This window comes from Corynebacterium sp. H78 (assembly GCF_037572275.1).
Lineage (GTDB): Bacteria > Actinomycetota > Actinomycetes > Mycobacteriales > Mycobacteriaceae > Corynebacterium.
Genome location: NZ_JBBHKX010000002.1, coordinates 336,103 through 360,128, shown reverse-complemented (window position 1 = coordinate 360,128; position 24,026 = coordinate 336,103). Strand labels below are relative to the sequence as shown.

The window sequence follows — 24,026 nt, the reverse complement described above, 5'->3', positions numbered from 1 at the left end:
AAACGACGTGCGTGCACTCATTATCTCCAATCCAAATTCGACCTCCATCACCGACGGTCTTGTTCGATGTGTGGTCAGATCGTTACGCGCAGTGCCTGGGCTACGTTTTCATACCGAGTACACATCCCATCCAGGACATGCGACGGAGTTGACACGGGGTATGACAGCCAAGGACGTCGACTACATCGTGTGTCTTGGTGGTGACGGCACAGTCAACGAAGTCGTGAATGGCCTGATGGATGACGCAACCCCAACTGCCGAGGGGATTCCACCTCACCAACTCCCTGCAATTGTCATTATCCCTACGGGAAGCGCGAATGTGCTGGCTGGCGCGCTCGATATCCCGCGAAACCCTTTCGATGCCGCACGGCTGACGACTCGCTTGCTCCGAAAGGGTGAGATGCGCACGATCAGCGCAGGCTACGCAAAGTTTGGTGAGTCAGCTCGCTGGTTCGTCGTCAACGCCGGTGCCGGATTGGATGCCGACGTGATCGCGTCCGTCGAAGCGGTCCGAAGCGACGGAAAGAGCGCAAAGCCAATTCGGTACGTGCGCACCATTTTGCCTATGTGGAATCAGATTCGCCTCGATCCCCCGCAGATCCGTGCTGAAGTTGACGGTGTCGAAATGGGTACGAATCTGCCCATCGCAGTTGTATCTAATTCAAATCCATGGACTTTCCTCGGCGACCTCCCCGTCGTGACGAACCCAAACACCGATATGGGAGGCGGTCTTGGCTTTTTTGGAGTTAGGTCACTTGCCGGGCTCGGTGGCATTGTCATTGCCGCAAACTTGGGTGGCGCACTGCTTCCTTTGCGACGACCGTTGCACGTCCAGGAGCGCGAGATTCGGGAAGATAATGCTGCTGAGGTCGTGCTCGAGTCAGCTCGTCCATTGAAGTTTCAGCTTGATGGCGAATATATTGATGAAGTCTCTGCGATTCGTATTGCGGTTTCTTCAAATGCCATTAAAGTAGTAGCGCCGGTAGATAAAAGGCACCCAACTGGCTTTGTCAAATCCGTCACCGATAAGCCAATTTCTGTGCGCTTGACAGCCATGTTGCAGAGCCGCTTGATTGCGCGGCTGCGGTTAGCATTTTCCCGAGATTGAACGGCACGTTAACTCTCCCAGTTTCCTGAAGAGACCATAAGGGAATGACCCTTCTCGCAGTTGACAGGGTTTCTCACCACGGCGTGCATTAATAGAATGCACCTCTTAACCACTCTTGAGCACCCTAAATTTAGGGTGTTGACTACCTGCACATGTAACCAAATGTTCACATATTTGTGACCTTCGGCACTTTTATTCAATTACCCCTTTACGGATACGTCATAACGTGCCATCATGGTGTCCGTCGGCGGGGGAGTCCTGGTCATTCACTCCCCTTTGCAAAACATCTGAGGCACCTCAATACCGTGCCCAATGTCGCGGAAACCGCCGGTGAACCCCTGGTCACACGAGAAGCGTGTGATCCACCGTTGGAAGTTTTTCCGCTTTTTCCCATGCCCGCACCCGGGCTTCAACAAAAGGAGTATTTGTCATGGATTGGCGTCACGAAGCTGTTTGTCGAGAAGAAGACCCAGAGATGTTTTTCCCAGTTGGCAACTCGGGGCCAGCACTGGCCCAGATTGCTAAGGCAAAGGTTGTCTGCAACCGTTGCCCAGTTACCTCCTCTTGCCTCGCATGGGCCCTCGAAAGTGGCCAGGATGCAGGCGTTTGGGGTGGCATGAGCGAAGACGAGCGTCGCGCTCTGAAGCGCCGTCGCAACCGCGGTCGCGTTCGTCGCACCCGCACCGCTGTCAACTAAGAACGCTAACTTAGCGCAATTAACTGACCTTAGTCCGTAGGGCAAGGAACCAGTTTTTATGGAAAACCCCAGCGGGGTGTAATCTGAACAGGTTAAATTCCGCTGCAACAAAGGAGGACGCTCATGAGCAAGCGTGGCCGTAAGCGCAAGGACCGTCGCAAGAGCAAGGCTAACCACGGTAAGCGCCCTAACTCTTAATTCGACGAGTTTGATTGAGAAAGACCCAGGAAGGCTTTGTCTTCCTGGGTCTTTTCACATTCAGGTTGCTCAACTGGGCACAGCTGACAACTACACCTCGCGGTGGTATGAAACTCGATACTCGGTTGTGCGCTGCTCTACCCCGCCAGACTGAATACGAGTCTCTATGCGACGCTCAACTCGGGTATGAATGCGAGAAGTAATGCGCTGGCGCAGCTTCTCTGGTGCGGTCTGTTGGCAGCAACGGCGCAAGAGCGCACGGATTGCCTCGACGGATCCGATTTCAGCAGCGCACTCTGGACACTTATTCAGGTGCTTTTCCAGTCGCTCGCTTTCCTCTGGATCGCACTCGCCGTCTAAGAGAACATACAGTCGCCGCTGGAATTGCTCACAATTCTGTGGCTGGCAACATGCTTTGTCTGGGTTGTCCATCGCATCGTCTGAGGCGTGATCACCAGTCAACTTGTCCATCACTATGCCTTCCTCGCTGCTGAGTTCTTTGCTGTGCCCGGTGCGCCTTCGCCCTGGTTATCGTCCCGAATAAAACCTCGTTCGCGCGCTACATTCTGCAACGCATCACGCAGCTGTTTTCTTCCACGATGCAATCTCGACATCACAGTGCCAATGGGAGTGTCCATGATTTCGGCGATCTCCTTGTACGGCATGCCTTCGACATCGGCGTAGTAGACCACCATGCGGTAGTCCTCATTGAGGTCCATTAAAGCCTGCTGGATCTCTGTGTCGGGAAGTGCAGCAAGTGCTTCGACTTCCGCAGACTTCAGCCCAGATGACTGATGGGATGCAGTTTCAGCAATCTGCGAATCGGTGAGCTCATCGGTTGCATATTCTGCAGGTCGACGTTGAGCTTTGCGATAGTCATTGATGTACGCATTCGTCAGAATGCGGTACAACCACGCTTTCAAGTTCGTGCCTGGCCGGTACGAACGAAAACCAGTAAATGCCTTCATGTACGCCTCTTGTACAAGGTCCTCAGCATCTGCCGGATTTCGTGTCATGCGGAGCGCAGCACCATATAACTGGTCAATCAATGGCAGCGCATCACGCTCGAATCGCTGCGCTAGCTCTAGTTCTGTTTCGTCGTTCCGCACAGCGGACGACATTGCTGTCTCCACTTCTGCAGAGCCGGCCCGCGCCATCTCTGATGCGGCGGTACCGTCAGTTTCACGCGGCGCTGTCGCTTCACCTGTCATACCTGTCATGCTATACCGCCCGTCATATCGACAAAGTTAGTCCTGTCTAATCCTGCCCATTTGGCGCTCGGTTAACACACTGTGCAACGATCACACTATGGCTAAGAAGAAGGGCAAAGAATGGCGCTCAGGCGCGTCAACACCGGCCATTTCGGCATGCGTCGCTGCTGGGATCGTACACACGGTCCATCAGTTTCCCCATTCCGATCAGAACTTCGGTGAAGAAGCCGCGCACTGGCTCGGGGAGCATAAAGGCATCGCTGCCGATCGCATCTTCAAAACACTCGTTCTTCAACTGCACGGGGTGAAGGGCGGTATGCACTCCGAATCCGCAAAGGTTCATTTAGCCGTAGCTATCGTCCCTGTCACCCACAAGCTGAATGTAAAAGCCGCAGCTGCAGCGCTGGGGGCATCAAAAGCGGACCTTGCCGATCCACATGATGCTCAGCGATCTACCGGCTATGTCCCTGGCGGCATATCTCCGCTTGGGCAACGCAAACAGCTCCCCACGGTGATTCACGAATCCGCGTTGTCCTACGACACTATTTTCGTCTCCGGTGGTCGACGTGGCTGGGACATTGAGCTCTCCCCCACCTCACTCGTGGAACTTTGCGACGCCACGGTCGCGGACATCACGGCTGCATAAGCCAGGCGCCGTCGTTTGCTACGTTTCCCAATGCTTTGTTGACCGGTTGCACATCAAGACAATCAACCAGTGCTTCGTTGGCCATCCCGACGGCTCCGCCGTGCGCCCAATTCGACTGGTCTAGCCAATCTGCAATGCCATCAGAAGCGAGCACCCGTGGCATCCGATGATGCAGCGAGGAAAGGTGTCCGACTGCTTCGGTGGTGAGGATTGTGGCGCTAACCAAGTCGCCACACCGAGCCCACAGACCAGCAACATAGATGAGCTCACTATTTCGGTGAGTGACCATGAAGGGAGCTTTGTCTCGCCATTCGTACCAACCGTTCATCGGAATCACGCAAGGTTGCCCGGCTCGGAAAGTCGGCTTTTCTTTCCACGTCTCGGCCCGAGCATTGAAATACGGTGTTTTCGGCATCGATGTGGCCCAATGCGGCACTAGCCCCCACCGCACGGTTGCAGCAATAGTTCCAGGGTGCAAGGGGTCCGAAGGGGCGTCGTTACGCGCAAGCGCAACAATTGGCATGGTGGGACCGATATTCCACCGCTCAGTAGGAAGCTGCCCGTCTGGAACGACGGGGCTAAGGGTGTCGATCTCGGAAAACTCTCGAAGTAACTGTTCCCCGACAGTGAAAAGGGTGAAACGACCGCACATGTCTCCATCATGCCAACCATTCGGGATCGTTTTGGGGAACAATAGTGATCGTGAACTCACCTTCTGTATCTCCCCACTCTTCCGCTGACCTGTGGCCAGCACCTTTAGCCGATACCCCAGTGCGCGCAACTGTCTCGGTTGGCGGTTCAAAGTCAATTACGAACCGCGCGTTAGTCATTGCAGCGTTGTCGTCGACGCCTTCAGTGATCCACGGGGCGCTGCACTCACGTGATACCGAGTTGATGATCAACGCGCTCACGGCGATGGGCGCCGACATTGACTCCGCTGCAAAGCAGCATGGCGCCCCGAACCATACGGTTCAAGTTACTCCGCGCATGCTGCGTGGTGGCACCGTCGAATGTGGCTTGGCAGGCACTGTCATGCGCTTTGTTCCTCCAGTAGCCGCAACGGCAAACGGCACCGTCTTTTTTGATGGTGACGAAGAAGCTCGTGTTCGCCCCATGGCCCCGATTTTGAACGCACTTCGAGGCCTCGGCGTACATGTCTCGGGCGATAGGTTGCCTTTTATCGTGAACCCTGAAGGAGCTGTAGCAGAAACTGCAGATGCGGATGCACCGTACCGCGATATTGGTGGTGCCATTGAGGTGGATTCGTCGTCCTCATCTCAATTTATTTCTGGACTACTTTTGGCTGCGACCCGTTTTGGCAAGGGACTAACGCTGAAGCCACAAGGAGAAGTGCCGTCGCAACCGCACATCGATATGACTGTGGCGATGTTGAAGGATGCCGGGGTCAACATCACCATCACTGATTTCGAAGACTCGAAGATTTACCATGTCAGCCCGGGCGAGATTAAGGGCCGCACCTGGTACGTCGAGCCTGATCTATCCAATGCGACCCCATTCTTGGCTGCTGCTGCAGTTACGGGTGGCAGAGTGACTGTCAACCACTGGCCAAAGGAAACTACGCAGGCTGGTGACCAGATCCGTGGCGTCCTCGAAAAGATGGGTTGTACCATCGAGTTCGTCCCGCATGGAGACCACAGCCAGGACCTCGTAGTAACGGGTCCAGAGAAGCTCAAGGGTATCGACCTCGATATGTCGGACATCGGTGAGTTGGCACCGACGGTAGCTGCAATTGCAACACTCGCGTCGACTCCTACCCGGCTCACGGGTATCGCACACCTGCGCGGGCACGAAACAAACCGCCTAGCCGCTCTCACCACCGAGATCAACCGTATTGGTGGTAACGCCAAAGAACTTCAAGACGGCATCCAGATCCACCCTGTACCCGTCGCCGAGATGACAGGTGGCGAGTGGATGAGCTATGCGGATCATCGCATGGCCACTGCCGGCGCCATCATCGGGCTGAAGGTCCCAAACATGCTCATCGAGAATATCGGGACCACTGCAAAGACCATGCCGAATTTCGACATGCGCTGGCTCGATATGCTCAATGTAGCTACCCCTTCCCCTGCCGAGTTGGAAGCCGAAATGGACGCCATGCATCGAGGTGATTTCTAGACTATGAGTCGTAGACCACGCCAGTCCCACCATGATTGGGATGAGTCTGATGTTCGGGTGCGCCCAGGTAAAAGTTCTCGCCCACGAACAAAAGACCGCCCCAAGCACAAGGACGCTCGGTGGGGTGTCGTAGTCTCGAAAGACCGTGGTCGCTGGGGAGTTGCATTAGACGACAATTCTCCAGATTCAGCACCGATCAACTGCATGCGTGCCCGTGAATTGGGGCGCACGAATATCGTCGTCGGTGACCGCGTCGGCATCGTCGGCGACACCTCGGGGCGGAAGGACACTCTTGCACGTATCGTCAAACTGGCAGATCGCACCAGCGTCCTCCGTCGCACTGCCGACGACAACGATGCCTTCGAGCGCATTGTTGTCGCAAACGCAGAACTACTACTCATTGTCTGCGCAGTAGCCGACCCCACTCCTCGTACCGGTTTCGTCGAGCGTGCACTGGTCGCTGCGTATGCGGGCGGAGTAACGCCCGTGCTCTGCCTGACCAAATCGGACTTGGCCGACCCGCAAGAATTCGCTGCCGAATTCACCGATCTCGACGTGCCCGTTGTCGTATGTGGCGTTGACGATCCGCTCGAACCGCTTCTCGCACGGGTTACCGATCGAATCACTGCCCTTATTGGACATTCAGGCGTCGGCAAGTCCACTTTGGTCAACCGTCTCGTCCCTGGTGCTAATCGTGAAACGGGAGTCGTCAGCGGCGTTGGTAAGGGACGTCACACTTCGACGCAGTCGGTTGCGTTGCCGTTGCCTCAGGGCGGCTGGATCATCGATACCCCGGGTATCCGTTCTTTCGGCTTGGCCCACATCACCCCCGAAACTGTCGTGAGTGTTTTCGAAGATCTCTCCGAAGCAATTACCGACTGTCCACGTGGCTGTACCCACCTTGGTCCTCCCTCCGACCCAGAGTGCGCCTTCGATCGGCTGGAGGGCGCCTCGTACCGCCGAGCAATGGCGGTACGTCGCCTCCTAGAGACGCTTTCATCTAACGAGGACTGGGAGCTGGACATCGACCGTGACTAGCGCCATCGCCCTCTTCGCTGACCGTCGCCCTACCCTGCGCCATCTCGTGGTGTTGTGCGTGCTCACGTTGCTAGTCGGCATCGCCACGGGGCTCATTGCCGCCGGTCTCGCCACCGTGATGCACGCTATCGAGCAGCTAGTCTACGGTCAGCACGAAGGTGATGTCGCCGTTGTCACCGAAGGTACAACTGGTACGCAGCGTTTTCTTGGCATCGTCATCGCGGGTCTCATCGCCGGTCCTGCCTGGGCTGCATTGCGACGACTCCGTGAGCCACTCCTCTCCGTCGAAGACGGTATGGAGGGGCGTCGAATGCCGGTATTCGAGACGCTCGTCAATGTGTTTCTGCAAATGGGCACGGTGGCTGCGGGTGCGTCAGTTGGGCGGGAGAATGCGCCTCGAGAAGCAAGTGCAATGTTTTCGAGCCAGCTATTATCTCGACTCGGCGTCGATGCAGAAACCCAGCGAGTAATCGTGGCAGCCGCTGCAGGTGCAGGCCTGGGGGCGATTTACCACATCCCATTGGCCGGAGCGATTTTTGCCCTAGAAATTTTGTTAGGTTCGATTTCAGCCACTGCTGTCATGGTCGTTCTCGCTTGTTCGGCTATCGCGACAGTCGTTTCAGGCATCGCGGTGGGCAATGAACCCCTGTATGAACCGCTCAATTTATCCGAAGGATGGGGCAATCTCAGCGCAGCGCTACTTGTTGGAGTAATCGCAGGGCTAGGTGGCTATGCGTTTCGCAGTTGGACTCGACGCTGCGAAGCATCTGCGCCAAAAGGCTGGCATGCAGCGTGGACCATCCCACTAGCTTTTGCGATAGTCGGCGGCATTGCGCTGTGGCTTCCCGAAGTGTTGGGCAATGGTCGCAACGCGGCCACACCAGTTTTGATGACGAGCAGTACTACCGAGACTGGTCCGCTACACCTGACGGTGTGGTTTGTGGTGGCGCTTTTCGTCGCAAAGCTCGTAGCAGTGTTGATTACATTGCGCTCCGGCGCGGTCGGCGGTGTCTTGACACCAGGCTTCGCGTTGGGCGCAATGCTCGGTTTCCTCATCGGATCAGTGGCCTCACCGATTCTTGCAGGGTTCTCTATCACCATTCCGCTCAGCGACTTTGCGCTGCTCGGAGCTTGTGCGTTTTTGTCCACAACGATGGCAGCTCCCCTATTCGCATTCGTCGTCACTGTCGAATTCACAGGCCAATCCTCAGAGGCATATTTGGCGCTGTTCCTTGCAGCGGCGACGGCTGCGCTAGTGGGAGCTGTCGTCGAAAAGCGAGCTATGCAGAAGCAGGAACTTCCGGAGCCTTCGCGGTAGTCATCTGCTTTTCAGCGCGACCGGTGTAAGCGTTAATGACATCGCGAACGCCAGGGCGAAGCTTGCGGAGCAGCTTCAGACCAGTCTTCAAACCGCGGCGTGGCTGAGCAGTGCGATCAAGCTGAGCTTCGACCTCAGGGTACTTCACAAAAGCCTTCTCGGACCGAACCTCAGGAGCGTTATCGCGGTCTGCAACCAGGAAGCGGTTTGGCAGCGTCAGCTTAAGCAGCGTGCGCTGAACCTGAGCGAACTGCTTCGGGAACGAACCCGTGTTGTACGGCAGGTCGTACTCGCGACAGATTTCCTGGACCTGCTTCGAGATGGCAGCCAAACGGTTCGATGGCATATCCGGGTACAGGTGGTGCTCGATCTGGTAGTTCAAGTTTCCGGAGAGCACCGACAGCGCCAGACCACCGGTGAAGTTTGCGGAACCCAGCATCTGGCGCAAGTACCACTCCGCCTTGTTCTCAGTCTTGTACTGCTCCTTGGTGAAGGTTTCTGCATCATCTGGGAAGTGACCACAGAAAATCACTGCGTAGGCCCACACGTTACGAGCCAGGTTGGTGTACATGTTCGCCTTCGCGACTTCACCAAAACGAGGACCAGCCAACAACGGGAACAGGACGTAGTCCTTGAGCAGCTGATTACCCGACTTCTGGAAAACTTCCATCAGCTGAGGCTTTGCTTCTGCCCAGTCCTTCTTGCCAGCAGCTACACGTCCGAGCTCGACATCATAGAAAGCAACTGCCCACTGGAACAGGCTAGCCAGAACCACGTTGGTTACTGGCTGCAGCAAGTGCTCTGGAGACCACTTGCGGTCACGGGTAACACGCAGAATGCCGTATCCCACGTCGTTGTCCATGCCCAAGATGTTGGTGTACTTGTGGTGCACGAAATTGTGGGAGTGCTTCCAACCGCTCGATGGGCAGGAGTTATCCCATTCCCAGGTTGCAGAGTGAATCTCTGGGTCGTTCATCCAGTCCCACTGGCCGTGCATAACGTTGTGGCCAATTTCCAGGTTCTCGAGGATCTTTGCCAAGGACAGCGCCGAGACGCCAGCCCACTTGAAACCCCAGTGAGCTGGGTTCTTCCATGCCTTTGGCAACACGCCCATCTTGCCCAACGCAAGACCAACAGTAGGCGCCATCAACAGCGCTCGACCCGAGACTTCCAAGGTGCGCTGGATACGGATGAGGCTACGAATGTAGCGGGCGTCCTTAGGTCCCAGAGCGTCGCGGTGCTCGCGCTCGATCTCCTCGAACCGGCGACCGATTTCGGCGATGTCTTCGTCCGTCAAGTGCGCGTATGACGCAATGTTGGCAATAGCCATTTTTATCCCCTGTAGCTTCTAAAGTTCAGTAGAAAGTGTGTGATGTCTAGCTGGTAGTGGTCTAGAAAGTAGGTGTCTAGGCTTCGAGAGTTACATCGCCTGCAGGTACGCAGACACAGGTGCGGATTCGCTCGCCTGCTTCGTGGGTCGCGCCGGTGCGCAGGTCCCGAGCGGTGCCATCGGCAAGCTGGCGTACGCACGTTGCGCAGATACCCATACGGCAACCATAAGGCAACTGTACGCCGGCTTTCTCGCCAGCTTCGAGGATGGTGGTTGCACCGTCCACTTCAATTTCGCCGCGACCAGGGAACGTCACGACGCCACCCTGTGCATCAGTATTGCCACGATCCAAAGTGAATCGCTCGGTGGTCAGTCCCGGCAGGGCGCTCTCCAACTGATCGAGCATCGCGGATGGACCACAGGCATAGGCAGCACCTTCTGCGGCGCGCTGTCGCGCTTCTGACTCGATCTCGAGGATGTCCTCGCTGGAAAGTCGACCCTCTTTGCTGGTTTCGCGAACGACAAGTGTGAGCCCGTCCTGCGCCTGCATCTCGGCAAGCTCGTCCGCGAAGAGCTGCCCGGAAGCGTCGCGTACCGAGTGAATGTGAGTGATTCCAGACAGTGCTCCCTCTGGTTTCGCTGCGCCTCGGCGCTTGAGGTCACGCAGCATGGACATGACCGGAGTGATTCCTGAGCCAGCAGTGATGAAGAGCAACTTCTCTGGAACTGGCTCCGGCAGGTGGAAATCACCAGCTGGCGCAGCCAAACGAACGACCGTGCCAGGCGTTGCGTACATGACCAGATGCTGAGACAGAAAACCCTGATCCTGCGCCTTCACCGTGACAGACAGAAGTCCGTCCGCTGGACGTGGAGCGTTAGTCAAGGAATATGAACGCCACACAAAGCGACCATCGACGCGAACACCAATGCCGATGTACTGGCCGGCCCGAAAGTCTGCTGGCACTCCCCAACCCGGGCGGATGACAAGCTCAACGACATCGTCAGATGGTCGGTTGACTTTCTCAATCTGTCCGCGCAATTCACGCCTCGACCACAACGGGTTTACCAGTCGTGTGTAATCGTCTGGAAGTAGCGGTGTCGACAGTCGTCGGAACGCGCCGCGTAGCCCGTTGGCAAAGTTCACGCAAAGTCCCCTTAGAACGAGAAAATCAATCTAATGTCATACAGACATCTGTAAAACTACTTACGCTTGCGTAGCTTACGGTTCGGTAACTTTTGCGTCAAGTGTTTAGTAGGCGCGTCGAAACTAAAAAATCCCCCGACGAATCCGCCAGGGGAAGTGACAACCAGGAGATCTACAGAAGTTCGACCAACATGCCAATTTCGCTGGAGTCATACCAAGCAAGTGGCACTTCCAAACAGTCCCCAACAGCCAATTCAGCATCCTCATCGCCCAAATCAGCCGCGTCGACTGCCTCGATAGCAGCGCGGGTAAGTTCCTCGGTCGACGCGACATCAACATGCACAGCAGCGATGGCATCAGCTGGGATCGCCGAACCAAGCTTTACGACGTCCTCCCCCATGTCCGGGGTCAACTCAAGTTCAGCGTCGTCCTTAATATCAGCCGAGACAACAACACGACGAAGCTCAAACTGACCGCTGTACTCACTCAGTAAGCGCAGCGACGTGCGAGCCGCATCCGTAAAAGCAATGTCCGCCAACTCGTCCTCATCGCCTTCGGCATAAAACTCCTGCAATGCCGGAGTGACAGCGAATGCCCACCCATGCGCGGCGCGAAGCTCCCCTTCATCGAGAAGAGTCTGGAGCATGCCGAAAGTCGCGGGAATATACACCCGCATTAGAACTCGCCTTCAAGTTCAAGCAAACCAGCGATCTCAACGACCGCACGATCGAACTGCTGGTAGAAGACACCGACCATGCCGTTAGAGACAGCACCATGGATGTTCACGATCGAATCGTCAACTAACACGCAGTCGCGTGCCGGCAAGCCAATACGATCTGCTGTGATGTTAAACGCCTCAGCAGAAGGCTTTTCTGCACCGATTTCGCCTGACAAGCACACGGCGTCGACAAGACCAGAGGTTTCGAACTCTCGAATATGATCGGCAGCTGGACCGCCTGGATCATTAGAAAGAATCGCCAAGGCCACGCCGTTTTCGCGTGCAGCTTTCAACAATTCACGCCAGCGAGCCTGGTCTTCGTCCGTCCCATCGAGGACGCCACAGTAGTCGATAATCATTCCGCGCATGTGGCAATGGTAAACCGGCGACAAACATTTCGCTCTATTGCCCCCACTTATTGTGTGTCGGACTATACATAAATGCATCCGCGTTAACCCTTGACAAGAGATGCATCGCTCAGATTCCCACCGTAGGATGAGCACACATTCGCAGCTACATCATTGGGGGATGATTGTGGAGCTGACCCAAGATCGACTAATTCCGATTCCCGGCTATACCTTGCTGCATCGAATCCAACCCGGATCTGCGCCAGCACAAACCAAAACAGCCACTTCTCCACCAGAAACGGCACTGGATGTCTGTCCAGACCACACTCGTCGTTTCCTAGCCGGGACGATTAGCCACGCCATCGATGTTGCAGCGGGGCGTCGTCGTATAGACGTCCTTCATAAGCTCGCGCTATCGCGCACAGTTCGGGCGAGCTTTCTCACTCGAGCCCGTGCAGGAACACTCAAAGGTGCCACACTGAAGTCATTTCACCCCGAACCACGGCCATGCGGAACGCGAATAAACTTCGTGGGCACCTTCACAAACGGGACGCAGATCCGCGCCCTCGCCGGTCGCGCATCACAACATCGCGACGGCTGGGTCGTGGACTTCCTCCGCCTTATTTAAGTCGGCTTAAGAGCGACGTGCATTGCGCTCGGCTTGACGACGCTGCGCGCGGTTGCCACTCGCAGCGTTGTCGTCAGCTCGCTGCTGCTCAGCAGCACCGTCTTCACCTGGACCGGAATAAGTAATCTGCTGAGGCTCAGGCTGTGCCGCCTCGAGCTCGGAGACAATCTCTTCAGTATCCTCTGGTGTCGATTCTGACTGCATAACCTGCTTACGAACGAGGAAGAGCTGACGAACAGCTTCTTCCTTGATGCCGTCCATCATGGCCGTAAACATGTCGTAGCCTTCACGCTGGTATTCCACCAATGGATCAGCCTGAGCCATGGCACGCAGACCAATGCCTTCCTTCAGGTAGTCCATTTCGTACAGGTGCTCACGCCACTTCTGGTCCATCACGTTCAAGATGGTGAAACGCTCGAGGTTACGCATTTGCTGTGCACCGCCGATAGTGGATACAGCATCTTCCAGCTTGTCGTACTCCTGGTTGGCATCAGTATTGACAGCCTTAGCCAGGTCCTTCGCAGAAAGGTCACCGGCCTTGCCGTATTCCGAACCGTCGACAAGCGAGTTCCAGGTCATGGTTGGGCCGTAGAGAGACTCGAGTGCGTTCCAGAGCTCGTCGAGATCCCAGTCTTCCACGTAGCCGTCGGCGGTTGCACCGTCAACGTATGCCTCGATCACGTCGTCCAGCATGTCGCGAACCTGCTGCTGCAGATCTTCGCCTTCGAGAATGCGACGGCGCTCAGCGTAGATAACCTTGCGCTGCTCGTTCATAACTTCGTCATACTTCAGAACGTTCTTACGGATCTCGAAGTTCTGGGCCTCGACCTGCGCCTGAACGCTCTTAATGGAGTTGGAGACAACCTTCGAGTCGATAGGAACATCGTCCGGAACATTCAACGTGTTCATCAGAGCTTCCATACGCTGGCCGTTGAAGCGAACCATCAGCTCATCGCGCATCGACAAGTAGAAGCGAGTCTCGCCTGGGTCACCCTGACGACCGGAACGACCACGCAGCTGGTTATCAATACGACGAGACTCGTGGCGCTCGGTACCCAGTACGTACAGACCGCCGACTTCGCGGACCTGCTCAGCTTCTGCCTTCGCTGCCGTACGGCACTTCTCGATCTCGATATCCCACGCAGCTTCGTACTCTTCCGGCGTATTCACCGGATCCAAACCACGACCGCGCAGGTTAATGTCGGCAATGATGTCTGGGTTACCACCCAGCACGATGTCAGTACCACGACCAGCCATGTTCGTTGCGACGGTCACAGCCTTCAAGCGGCCAGCCTCTGCAACGATCTCAGCTTCCTGTTCGTGGTGCTTTGCGTTCAGCACGTTGTGAGCAATGCCTTCACGCTGCAGCAGTTGCGACAAGTGCTCAGACATTTCCACAGAGGTGGTACCCACCAGGACTGGCTGGCCCTGTTCGTTGCACTCGCGAATGTCTTCCACAACAGCCGCAAACTTTGCTTCCTGAGTCTTGTAGATCAGGTCGCGCTGATCCTTACGCTGGTTCGGACGGTTTGGCGGAATCGCCATCACATTCAGCTTGTAAATCTGATGGAGCTCGGCCGCTTCGGTTTCAGCGGTACCGGTCATACCTGCCAGCTTGTCGTACAAGCGGAAATAGTTCTGCAGGGTAACCGTAGCCAGCGTCTGGTTTTCGTTCTTGATCTCGACGCGTTCCTTGGCCTCGATGGCCTGGTGCATACCTTCGTTGTAACGACGACCGTCCAGCACACGACCCGTGAACTCATCCACAATGAGAACCTCACCATTACGAACGATGTAGTCCTTATCGCGAGTGAACAGCTCCTTCGCCTTGACGGCGTTGTTCAGGTAGCTCACCAACTGCGAGTTCTCAGCGGCATAGAGATTCTCGATACCCAACTGATCCTCGACGTATGCCACGCCTTCTTCACGAATACCGACGGTGCGCTTGCGCTCGTCGACTTCGTAGTGAATATCCTTGCGCATTCCCGGAACGATCTGAGAAAACGCGAGGTACCAGCGTGGGTCGCCGTCAGCGGGACCCGAAATGATCAAGGGGGTACGCGCCTCGTCGATAAGAATCGAGTCAACTTCGTCCACAATTGCGAAGTGGTGGCCACGCTGCACCAGATCGTTCAGGCTGTGCGCCATGTTGTCACGCAAATAATCGAAACCGAACTCATTGTTGGTGCCGTACGTGATGTCCGAGCCATATGCTTCACGACGCTGGTCCGGAGACAACTCCGACAAAATGACGTCGGTGGACAAACCCAAGAAACGGTGGACTCGACCCATCCACTCGGCGTCACGCTTAGCCAGGTAATCGTTCACGGTGACAACATGAACGCCCTTGCCTTCCAGCGCATTCAAGTACGCAGGAAGCACACAGGTCAGAGTCTTACCTTCACCAGTGCCCATCTCAGCTACGTTGCCGAAGTGCAATGCAGCACCGCCCATGACCTGGACTTTGTAGTGCTTCTGGCCTAGTACACGCCAGGATGCTTCGCGGGCAGTTGCAAAAGCGTCGTACAACAGGTCATCGAGCTTCTCGCCCTTCTCGATGCGCTGCTTGAACTCGTCAGTCTTCGCCCGCAATTCGTCATCACTGAGAGCTGCGTACTCGTCCTCCAAGGCCATGACGTTATCCGCGATGTTTTGTAGACGCTTAACCGCGCGTCCTTCACCGACTCGGAGCAACTTGCTGAGTGAAAACACTAGAGACGAGACCTTTCCGGCCGACGAACATGAACGTGGTGGTCAGGTAAGACCATCAAAAACCTCATTATAGGACGAAACCCGCACCCGAACTACGGGTGCGGGTCAATATCACTTTATTGCGTTACGCGTGTAGAGAATTTCTTACGCATCTTCCGAGAGTGCGATCAAACCGTAGTCGTATGCGTGACGACGGTAAACGACGGATGGAAGACCGGTTTCTTCGTTCACGAACAGGAAGAAATCGTGGCCAACGAGCTCCATTTCCGACAACGCTGCTTCGACAGACATTGGGGTTGCAGAGTGCTCCTTGGTACGAACAACCTTGCCCAGCTGAGACTCTGGAACCAGGTCCTCATATGGATCTGCCTTAGGCTCTTCCTGAGATGCCGATGCCTCATCTACCAGCGCAGCAGTTGCCTCGCCAACAGAAATTGGGGTGCGGTGACCAGAACGGCTGATCTTACGGCGAGCCTTAACCTTACGAAGGGAACGCTCCATCTTGCCCAGTGCAACTTCAAGAGCAGCGTAAAAGCTGTCTTCCTTTGCTTCTGCACGAGCCAAGTGGCCCTTACCGGTAGCGGTAATCTGGATACGGTCGGAACGGTCAGCTCGACGTGGGTTTGGCTCATGCTGGAGCTCTACGTGGAAAAACGTCAAAGTTGGATCAAGACGCTCGATCTTTGCCAGCTTCGACTTCACACGATCGGCAAAGTGCTCCGGAACCTCCACATTGCGCCCGGTAATTGTTACCTGAGCGTTCGGGCTGAGGACCTCGTTGTTGTCAGCAGGTGTCGACACTTGCTTCCTACCTCCCGGTACTGCCACCGCCCTTCCGTGAGCGGGATTACTCACGGCGTCTACGGTGATGGGTCTAACTACACTTTCCAGGATACAGACGTGGCTACCCCCACGGCGAAGAGACCCCAGAGACTTTAGATATCTCTCAGGTTAAGCCTGCGTAAACGACAGAACGAGACTAGCCCTAAGTCCCATTGAGGCGAGTACGAGTACCGATTCCGCTACAGTCGCGCCCGTCGTAATAACATCATCAACGAGAACGATCTGGCTTCGACCTGCATTTTCTCCAGCACTTCTCGATAGTTCTTTTACCTCGGGCACAATTTTTCCAGACAAGTTCTGTCGACGAGTTCGTGCCGACAGTCCGGCAGAATCTTTCGCTTCTTCGCGCGTTCTTAAGACTGGAGACACGAAGATCTGGTCGTTTTTGTCGGTTCTTCTGCCACCGTGGAGAGTTCCCCCAGACCGCTTCAGATAGCTCGCCGCATATTCACAAACCTGGGTGATGGGGTCACCCCCGCGTCGTCGTGAAGCTGAACGCCTCGTCGGAGCAGGAACCAAAAGGAGTGGCTGCACAGCGGGGTGAGCCAGCTGTCCGTGAGCAATCAAATGCGCAAGGGAGGCACCGATGACGGAGCCAATGGTTTCGCGAGCAATGACATCGCGGTGCTCTTTGGCTGCCAACACCAACGCCTGGCGAACTCCGCCATACGGACCGCACGCCCACGTCGGCGCTGCAACCGCCACCCGTGGCGTGATCTGCTGCGGTACCGTGCGCAATTCCTGCTGGCACTGCAGGCACAACTTTCCGGGCGATCCACAGCCCGGACATGATTCCGGAATGGCTAGCTCAGCGAAATCACGGATCATGTCCCATGCAGACTCAACTTGACGACGCTCCCCCACGCGCGACAACCCTATTCCACGGAAACTGGGGCCATTCTGCCCACACCGCCTGGGACCGCACGCCAGAACTGTTCCTCGCCTTCGCTAGCAATGAGTTCCATCAACGCATTGGAGTCCAGTGCATATAGCTTTGACGACGATGCAGTGACGACTGTGACAGGCGGACTGAGGTTCAGTCGTGGCAACACGGAGGTCGTGGCACCGTCTGGATAGAGTCGCCACATCGGAGTTTCTGTGTCGAACGCACCCACCGTGATGGACGAGTTCGGGGTCCACGCCAACGTAACCGGTGTTGCACCTTCCACCAACGGCAACAGTCGTGGATGCACCAGTTTCCATGGTGAAGAGTCGCTACGTTCAATCGTTGCCGTATAGATTTTTCCGTCCACGATCATTGCGACTTGTGTTCCGGATGGGTCAACCCGAAGCTCAGAAATACCCTGCCCCTGGGAACCTAAAATCCCTTGAATACCGGCTGTATCGATCTCTTCAGCTACTGGGCGCGATGCGGACTCTGACTGCACGAGTCGGACTACCTTCGTGCCGTCCACGGCTGTCCACACAGCAGAAGCATCTGGTGACCACGATGGACGCGTCAAACTCTTGCCCGTCAGTACAGGCGCTGGTTTATCGTCTGGCAAGCCGAGCAGAAGGGTCGAACGCCCTTCCCCTTCCTGGTCGCTTCGAGCGACGGCGGCGATGATTTCGTTGCCATTGACATCAACGCCAATGCCGGCGGAGGTAAAGAAGTTACTGCCGGTTGAAGCCCACTCATTGCCAATCGGCTGAGCTTGCCCGTTCACAATTTCTTGGATGCCCGTCGTATCAACGGTCCGCAATGGTGCGCGATCCGCGGGGCTTACGGTTGGATCGTACAGACGCAGCTCGTCGCTATCTCTTGTCCACGGGGCTACGTGACTGTTCAGTAGCGGTTGATCATCAGCCATCATTGTCCACGGCCCACGAACATCTGCGCTGGAGAGCGTCCACACGATCTGCGCAGCCAAGAGAGTCCGCAATGTGTCATCAACATCGCCCAGGCCTGAAATTGAAACGACCTGGCCTGGACCATCGTCGCCTTCGACCACTTCGATGCGCGCACTCGGTGGCAACACTGAAGTTACGCCAGGAGCGTATCGGCTACGAGGGCCCATTCGCAGCTTGTCGAGTAGTTCCTTCGCTGCATCATCGACGCCTCGGTAAATCCACCTACGATCTGCTACTAGCTGGTTGCCTGATGGGTCAATGAAGTACAGGTTTCGTGGAGCATTATTGTCCAAGAATTCTTGTCGTTCGATTAGAACAACGTTGGACAACTTGTCGATCCGCCATTGTCCGTCGTTTCCCCGTTCCAGCACCATTTCAGATTCATATGCGTCACCGCTTGGTTCGAAAGCACCGTTAGCGCCGAAAACGCCAACGAGATTTCCGCGAATACTGAATGACTGGGAGGCCGTCGCCAGGTTTCCTTCGCTTGGCGGTGCCCCGGAGATGATATTAATTCCATCAAGAATGCGGGCGACAGGATCTGGGCGCCATTGCTTGTTGGCTTCCGTCGTCAAGAACTCGCGAGCTGCGGCGTAATTGTCGGTTGGGTGTGCTAGTGCCGAATAGAAGTCGCGCAAAATCAGATCAGGGGCGACATCGCGTCGAGGTCGCGGAATATCAATATCCACAGCCGGCGCATCAAAACCGCGAACAACCTGTGGTGACGACGACCCCGGCAGCGTGGTGCAACCACTCAAGCCGATGAGTATTGCAGCCATGGATGCGGCAACAGTACGACGAGAAAACGAGTGTGCCCGGTTACTGACTTCAGTCACGGTCGCTGTCCTTCCTGTCGATCTGCGAGAGGCTCGATGCCAGCGGCGGGTTCTGTAGTGCTGACGACATCGCTGATTTTGACGCCCTTCTCCTGAGACTTAGCCGCCAGGCTCGACACGGTCGGTGGTGGCTCAATGGCATCGGACTGTACTGGTTCGCCGGGTACATGCAAAGGCAACGGAGCATCGCCCAATTCGGTGCCCTGCTGCACTGGCACCATCAATCGGAAACAACTGCCAATGCCAGGCGCGCCGTGAGCTTCCAGGCGACCACCATGTAGCTGGGCATCTTCACGAGCAATTGCCAAGCCCAAGCCAGTGCCACCAGTGCGCCGGACGCGCGATGGATCCGCACGCCAGAAACGGTTAAATACCAGTTCTTCCTGTTCTGGCTTCAAACCAACGCCATGGTCAGTGACGGTGAAGGCGACTGTCGAGCCATTTGAACGCACTGCGACATCGACAGGGTTTCCTTCACTATGGTCAATTGCATTTGCCATGAGATTTCGGATAACCCGCTCCACGCGGCGTGCGTCGACGTGAGCCGGAACGGGCTCGTCTGGCATGTCAAAGCGAACAGCAGTGCCCGATTCCAAGGCCACAACTTGTAGCTGCTGATAGGCGGACTCGACACAGCGTCGCACATCGATATTCTCAGCAGACAGGTCAGCGACACCGGCGTCGTGGCGGGAAATCTCAAGGAGATCTGCAAGCAGCATCTCAAATCGATCGAGCTCATCGATCATCAATTCGGACGCGCGACGCGTTGATGGGTCAAGCTCGTCAGCACTGTCTGCGATCATGTCGGCAGCCATGCGCACCGTTGTAAGAGGAGTACGCAGTTCGTGGGACACATCGGAGGTGAACTGGCGTTGCAGGTCGCCGTACTCCTCCAACTGACGAATTTGCAGAGACAGCGACTCGGCCATCTTGTTGAAGCTCACGGCCAGCCGAGCCATCTCATCTTCGCCTTCTACAGCCATGCGTTCACGCAAATGTCCCGCGGCGAATCGCTCCGCGATACGGGCGGCTTGTCTCACCGGTGTGGTCACCTGGTTAGCAAAAAACCACGAAATACCGACCAGAAGCATGGTGACAACAACCGTTGCCCCCAGGAAGAGCCCCCGAACTAGCGCCAGAGTGGATTCTTCCGACACCATAGGCATGACTAGATACAGCTCAAGACCATCGATTTCCGACGATGTCGGTGTGCCAATGATCAACGCAGAGTAGCTCGTACCATTTGGTGATTTGATGGTGCTGTATTGATACGCAATCTGGTCTTGCTTCACCACATTGCGCAGTGGCTCCGGAATCTTGGCATCGGTTGGAGATGACGCAATTTCATCGCCATGTCCGGTAGGTGCAATCAAGACAGGTTCGTAAACCGTCAATGCACCCTTATCTGCTGCTGCAGATCGCTCGGCCAGCGCTTCCCTACCCAAGTTGAGTTGCGCTTGTAGCTCATTGGTTGAAGCGGACTCAATGCTTTGCTCCACGACGACTCGTGCCCGGTCGATCTCTTCACTGGCGACAGAGGACTTCGCATCGAGCAGTCGCTGAGCGACGATAGACACCAGTGCAAAGCCCAAAATGCCAATGACCAACACGGAAACGGCCATGACGGACGTGACAACGCGCATCTGAATCGAGGTGCGCCACAACTCCACACCTCGGGAAATCAGCCACGCCAGCCGATCCTTTAGACGTGAGAAAAAGCTCTTGGTCGAATACCTCAACCAATCTCCTTATCGGTAGCTAACGGTAGCGATGGCCACCTTCAGCGTCCGGTAATTAATCGCCGGTCTTGTATCCAACGCCTCGCACCGTCAGGACGATGCGTGGGTTCTCTGGATCCTTCTCAATCTTCGAACGCAGACGCTGGACATGGACGTTCACCAATCGTGTATCAGACGAATGCTGATAGCCCCAGACCTTTTCCAACAGTTCTTCACGAGTGAACACCTGCTTCGGACGCTGCGCAAGAGCCAACAGCAAATCGAACTCGAGTGGCGTCAGCTGAATTTCCTCGCCATCCCGAGTAACAGCATGTCCCGGCACGTCGATGACCAAGTCACCGATCTCCAAGCTTTCACTTGGCTCGTCTTCCTTACGACGAAGACGGGCACGAACTCGCGCAACCAATTCTTTTGGTTTGAACGGCTTCGTCACATAGTCATCTGCACCAGATTCCAGACCCAACACCACGTCAACAGTGTCTGTCTTCGCTGTCAACATGATGATTGGCACCGCAGATGTTTCACGCACCGTGCGACATACATCCACTCCACCCATGCCAGGAAGCATCAAATCGAGCAGGATGAGATCTGGTTCTTCCTTACTTGCGGCGTTCACAGCAGATACTCCGTCGCCGACCACAACGGTGTCGAAACCCTCGCGTTCCAACACCATAGTCAACATTTCGGCAATTGCTGGATCGTCGTCCACAACAAGGATTTTTGGGCTCATATCTTCCATCTTAACGGTTGTCACAAATCGAATTAATCAGCTTTAACAATTTTTGGGGATCGCCATCACTGATATGCCATGGGGAACCCCATTCGCGGTTACTCAGTTCCACGTAGGCAGCTGCTGTACGTTCCTGCAGCGAGCTATCACGCTCATACACATCCCGCGTGCGACTTTCATCGACACCTTCGCGGAGCTGTGCACGCTTAGCCGCCACCTCAACTGGAGTGCCGAGATAAACCTGCACATCCGGTCGGGGCATGTCGTACTCGCCGAACTCTTTTTCCTCGATCCAGCGAACGATTCCTTCATCTCCAGTGCGCGCCCATGAATACGCAGCATTAGATGCCACATACCTATCGAGGATCACCACATCATGGGTGTCCATTGATTCAACGATTGCTTCACGACGCTGCCACCTATCCAATGCAAACAACAACGCCATCGCCCATGCTGATTCTGGGACGTCGCCAAGCTTGCCGTGCAACGCGTCATCTGCAAGGTCAGCGAAGATGGTCTGCCCGTATGCCGGGAACCCCATCCGCGCTACAGTGACACCAGCAGCGGACAACTGCTTTTCGACGGCCGTTACCAAGGTGTTCTTGCCGGCACCGTCAATACCTTCGACGGCAATGATGATGGCGGACATTAGTAGCGGTAGTGCTCAGGCTTGTAGGGGCCTTCAACATCGACACCGATGTATTCAGCCTGTTCCTTCGACAGCTTGGTCAACGAACCACCGAGCGCCTCGACGTGGATGCGAGCGACCTTCTCGTCGAGAATCTTTGGCAACCGGTGCACAGAATTGTCGTAGCTGTCACCGTTGGTGAACAACTCGATCTGTGCGATCGTCTGGTCTGCAAAAGACGTGGACATCACGAACGATGGGTGGCCCGTTGCGTTGCCGAGGTTCAGCAGACGGCCTTCAGACAGCACGATCAACGAACGATTCTCGCCATCAGCATGTGGGAACACATATTCCGTGACCTGTGGCTTGATTTCGACGCGAGTGACATCATCGCGGTGATGCAGGCTGTGCATGTCAATTTCATTATCGAAGTGACCAATATTGCCCAGTACTGCATGGTCCTTCATCATCTGCATGTGCTCGTAGGTGATGATTCCCATGTTGCCCGTGGAGGTGATGACAATATCCATGTCAGCAATAACGTCCTCCACCGTGACGACGGAGTATCCGTCCATCAAAGCCTGCAGAGCATTAATTGGGTCTACTTCGGTGACCTGAACGCGTGCGCCCTGCCCGTCCAAAGCTTCAGCGCAGCCCTTGCCAACATCGCCGTAACCGCAGACCAGAACATTCTTGCCACCGAGCAGCATGTCGGTGCCTCGGTTGAGACCATCGATGAGGCTGTGGCGAGTACCGTACTTGTTGTCGAACTTTGACTTCGTGACAGCATCGTTGACATTCATCGCCGGGAATGGCAGCACGCCTTCCTCAGCGAAGTGGTACAGACGATGAACACCAGTGGTGGTCTCCTCCGTAACACCCTTAACCGCATCGGCGATGCGGTGCCAACGCTGATTGTCCTTCTCCAGGCTGGTCTCGAGCATCTTCTTGAAGGCAACAAACTCGTCAGAGTCCTCGGCATCCACAGGTGGAACCAGGCCTGCTGCTTCCCACTCCTTGCCTCGAATAACGGCCATGGTGGCGTCGCCGCCGTCGTCAAGGATCATGTTTGGCAGCTCGGAACCCCAATCGAAGATGCGATCCAGGCACCACCAGTACTCGTCTAGAGTCTCGCCCTTCCACGCGAATACCGGAACGCCCTGTGGGTTCTCAGAAGTGCCATTCTTACCGACGACGACCGCAGCCGCAGCTTCATCCTGCGTGGAGTAGATGTTGCACGATGCCCAGCGAACGTCAGCACCCAAGGCGACGAGCGTCTCAATGAGAACCGCAGTCTGCACCGTCATATGGATAGAGCCAGCGATACGAGCTCCAGCCAGTGGCTGCTCTTCTTTGTATTCTTCCCGCAGAGCCATCAGCCCTGGCATCTCCTTCTCCGCCAAACGAATCTGGTGGCGACCAGACTCGGCTAGAGAAAGATCAGCGACTTTGTAGTCAGTTACTGGCTGGGTATTCGACTGGGTCATGTTTCCTTATTTCAGGTTCAGGATTTCAGGTTCAGGTTCGGGAGTGGATGAATCGAGGAAGTTTCTTCGCGTCTTAACAGTAGGGTTACTCCACCGCTTCAGCGAAATCCTCCAAGGCCGCCTGCTCGTCTTCTGGGAGCTCTTTCACAAGGCTCTCGAAAACCTCCGCCGCAGCAGCAGAGAGCGCTTCCGTGGATTCGCCGATGCCATCACGGATGAAGCCGTAGTCATCAACAACATCGTGGCGGGCAAAAGGTGCGCCACTCCAGATTGCCGCTACCACTGCTGCAGCAAGCCCAGTTAGAACTTCGTCTACACTAGCGCCGTCACCAATTGCAATCTGACATGCATCTAACAATGCATCCGCTCGGTCATCGGTATCCAACGAATCAACATCATCGAACAAATCGATGGTCGCGTCATTTGAAAAGATCTCAGAATCCCAAATGGACATGGTCTTTGCTCCCCATTTCAATCCGTACAAAGTCGCTCACGGTACTGCCATCTTTGTAGCACCTTTTGCGCTGTTCATGGCAGTTGAACTCCGAGACACTGAAAACCTATTTGTTTTGTAGAGCTACCGCATTGGTAACAATTGTGTTAAGTTGTTCCGCAGCGTCGTAATACAACCGTTACCAAGGCGGTTATTGCGTTATTATTTCTCACGCATCTGGCACCTAC

23 protein-coding genes are annotated in these 24,026 nt (G+C 55.6%); 7 read left to right on the top strand and 16 right to left on the bottom strand.

Translation table 11 applies throughout. The features are described from left to right. The first annotated feature begins 7 nt into the window (after nt 1–7). The 3 genes from WG934_RS02815 to WG934_RS10415 all read left to right on the top strand — a co-directional run bounded on the left by WG934_RS02815 (nt 8) and on the right by WG934_RS10415 (nt 2,003). Nucleotides 8–1,108, top strand: coding sequence for a diacylglycerol/lipid kinase family protein (locus WG934_RS02815; RefSeq protein WP_339988607.1), 1,101 nt, complete (start codon nt 8–10; stop codon nt 1,106–1,108). Between the two features lie 430 nt (nt 1,109–1,538). After that, nucleotides 1,539–1,805: a WhiB family transcriptional regulator gene (locus WG934_RS02810; RefSeq protein ID WP_339988606.1), complete on the top strand. Its 267-nt coding sequence runs from the start codon at nt 1,539–1,541 to the stop codon at nt 1,803–1,805. Nucleotides 1,806–1,928: 123 nt separating this feature from the next. Beyond that, nucleotides 1,929–2,003 carry a 50S ribosomal protein bL37 gene (locus WG934_RS10415; RefSeq protein WP_445228201.1) on the top strand — a complete coding sequence of 25 codons (75 nt, stop codon included), beginning with the start codon at nt 1,929–1,931 and terminating at the stop codon, nt 2,001–2,003. 90 nt (nt 2,004–2,093) lie between these two features. Here the strand turns inward: WG934_RS10415 and rsrA are convergent, their stop codons facing one another. Beyond that, the gene (gene rsrA, locus WG934_RS02805) at nt 2,094–2,474 is read right to left on the bottom strand and encodes a mycothiol system anti-sigma-R factor (RefSeq protein WP_339978762.1); all 381 of its coding nucleotides are present in this window, start codon (nt 2,472–2,474) and stop codon (nt 2,094–2,096) included. 2 nt (nt 2,475–2,476) lie between these two features. Next, the gene (locus WG934_RS02800; protein ID WP_339977341.1) at nt 2,477–3,214 is read right to left on the bottom strand and encodes a sigma-70 family RNA polymerase sigma factor; all 738 of its coding nucleotides are present in this window, start codon (nt 3,212–3,214) and stop codon (nt 2,477–2,479) included. 97 nt (nt 3,215–3,311) lie between these two features. Between WG934_RS02800 and ybaK the strand changes: the two genes are divergently transcribed. Further along, nucleotides 3,312–3,860, top strand: coding sequence for a Cys-tRNA(Pro) deacylase (gene ybaK, locus WG934_RS02795; protein ID WP_339988604.1), 549 nt, complete (start codon nt 3,312–3,314; stop codon nt 3,858–3,860). Here the strand turns inward: ybaK and WG934_RS02790 are convergent. Further along, the gene (locus WG934_RS02790) at nt 3,847–4,512 is read right to left on the bottom strand and encodes an SOS response-associated peptidase (RefSeq protein ID WP_339988602.1); all 666 of its coding nucleotides are present in this window, start codon (nt 4,510–4,512) and stop codon (nt 3,847–3,849) included. The two genes, ybaK and WG934_RS02790, sit on opposite strands and share 14 nt — an antisense overlap. Before the next feature lie 41 nt (nt 4,513–4,553). On the opposite strand from WG934_RS02790, the gene aroA reads away from it, so the two are divergent. From aroA to WG934_RS02775, 3 genes are read left to right on the top strand one after another with little or no spacing between them, the layout of a single operon-like run. Further along, nucleotides 4,554–5,996, top strand: coding sequence for a 3-phosphoshikimate 1-carboxyvinyltransferase (aroA, locus tag WG934_RS02785; protein WP_445228200.1), 1,443 nt, complete (start codon nt 4,554–4,556; stop codon nt 5,994–5,996). Nucleotides 5,997–5,999: 3 nt separating this feature from the next. Then, nucleotides 6,000–7,034 carry a ribosome small subunit-dependent GTPase A gene (gene rsgA, locus WG934_RS02780; RefSeq protein ID WP_339977333.1) on the top strand — a complete coding sequence of 345 codons (1,035 nt, stop codon included), beginning with the start codon at nt 6,000–6,002 and terminating at the stop codon, nt 7,032–7,034. Further along, a complete protein-coding gene (locus tag WG934_RS02775) occupies nt 7,027–8,352 on the top strand; it encodes a chloride channel protein (RefSeq protein ID WP_339977331.1) in 1,326 nt (441 codons plus the stop codon). Before rsgA ends, WG934_RS02775 begins: the two co-directional genes overlap by 8 nt. Here WG934_RS02775 and WG934_RS02770 read toward each other — a convergent pair. The 13 genes from WG934_RS02770 to WG934_RS02710 form a co-directional block, all read right to left on the bottom strand. Then, the gene (locus tag WG934_RS02770; RefSeq protein WP_339977329.1) at nt 8,315–9,682 is read right to left on the bottom strand and encodes a fatty acid desaturase family protein; all 1,368 of its coding nucleotides are present in this window, start codon (nt 9,680–9,682) and stop codon (nt 8,315–8,317) included. The genes WG934_RS02775 and WG934_RS02770 overlap by 38 nt on opposite strands. A 76-nt stretch (nt 9,683–9,758) precedes the next feature. Continuing rightward, nucleotides 9,759–10,826: a ferredoxin reductase gene (locus tag WG934_RS02765; protein ID WP_339977327.1), complete on the bottom strand. Its 1,068-nt coding sequence runs from the start codon at nt 10,824–10,826 to the stop codon at nt 9,759–9,761. Nucleotides 10,827–10,998: 172 nt separating this feature from the next. Then, entirely contained in the window at nt 10,999–11,502 is a 504-nt protein-coding gene (locus WG934_RS02760; protein ID WP_339977325.1) for a DUF6912 family protein, read from the bottom strand. After that, entirely contained in the window at nt 11,502–11,912 is a 411-nt protein-coding gene (locus WG934_RS02755; protein ID WP_339977323.1) for an HAD family hydrolase, read from the bottom strand. The genes WG934_RS02760 and WG934_RS02755 overlap by 1 nt, the downstream gene beginning before the upstream one ends. 613 nt (nt 11,913–12,525) lie before the next feature. After that, nucleotides 12,526–15,231, bottom strand: a complete 2,706-nt coding sequence (gene secA, locus WG934_RS02750; protein WP_339988600.1) for a preprotein translocase subunit SecA — start codon at nt 15,229–15,231, stop codon at nt 12,526–12,528. Nucleotides 15,232–15,375: 144 nt separating this feature from the next. Continuing rightward, complete coding sequence (gene hpf / locus WG934_RS02745) at nt 15,376–16,032, bottom strand: ribosome hibernation-promoting factor, HPF/YfiA family (protein ID WP_339977319.1); 657 nt, start codon at nt 16,030–16,032, stop codon at nt 15,376–15,378. A 150-nt stretch (nt 16,033–16,182) separates the two neighbouring features. Continuing rightward, nucleotides 16,183–16,938 (bottom strand): ComF family protein, encoded by a 756-nt coding sequence (locus WG934_RS02740; protein ID WP_339988598.1) that lies wholly within the window; start codon nt 16,936–16,938, stop codon nt 16,183–16,185. Between the two features lie 11 nt (nt 16,939–16,949). Then, nucleotides 16,950–18,761, bottom strand: coding sequence for an LpqB family beta-propeller domain-containing protein (locus WG934_RS02735; protein WP_339988596.1), 1,812 nt, complete (start codon nt 18,759–18,761; stop codon nt 16,950–16,952). After that, the gene (gene mtrB, locus WG934_RS02730) at nt 18,758–20,446 is read right to left on the bottom strand and encodes an MtrAB system histidine kinase MtrB (protein WP_339989225.1); all 1,689 of its coding nucleotides are present in this window, start codon (nt 20,444–20,446) and stop codon (nt 18,758–18,760) included. Before mtrB ends, WG934_RS02735 begins: the two co-directional genes overlap by 4 nt. A gap of 109 nt (nt 20,447–20,555) precedes the next feature. Beyond that, nucleotides 20,556–21,230 carry an MtrAB system response regulator MtrA gene (mtrA, locus tag WG934_RS02725; protein WP_339977313.1) on the bottom strand — a complete coding sequence of 225 codons (675 nt, stop codon included), beginning with the start codon at nt 21,228–21,230 and terminating at the stop codon, nt 20,556–20,558. A gap of 10 nt (nt 21,231–21,240) precedes the next feature. After that, complete coding sequence (locus WG934_RS02720) at nt 21,241–21,879, bottom strand: dTMP kinase (protein WP_339977311.1); 639 nt, start codon at nt 21,877–21,879, stop codon at nt 21,241–21,243. Further along, entirely contained in the window at nt 21,879–23,345 is a 1,467-nt protein-coding gene (gene ahcY, locus WG934_RS02715) for an adenosylhomocysteinase (RefSeq protein ID WP_339977309.1), read from the bottom strand. The genes WG934_RS02720 and ahcY overlap by 1 nt, the downstream gene beginning before the upstream one ends. Nucleotides 23,346–23,430: 85 nt before the next feature. Next, complete coding sequence (locus WG934_RS02710) at nt 23,431–23,799, bottom strand: DUF4259 domain-containing protein (protein WP_339988595.1); 369 nt, start codon at nt 23,797–23,799, stop codon at nt 23,431–23,433. Nucleotides 23,800–24,026 lie beyond the last annotated feature (227 nt).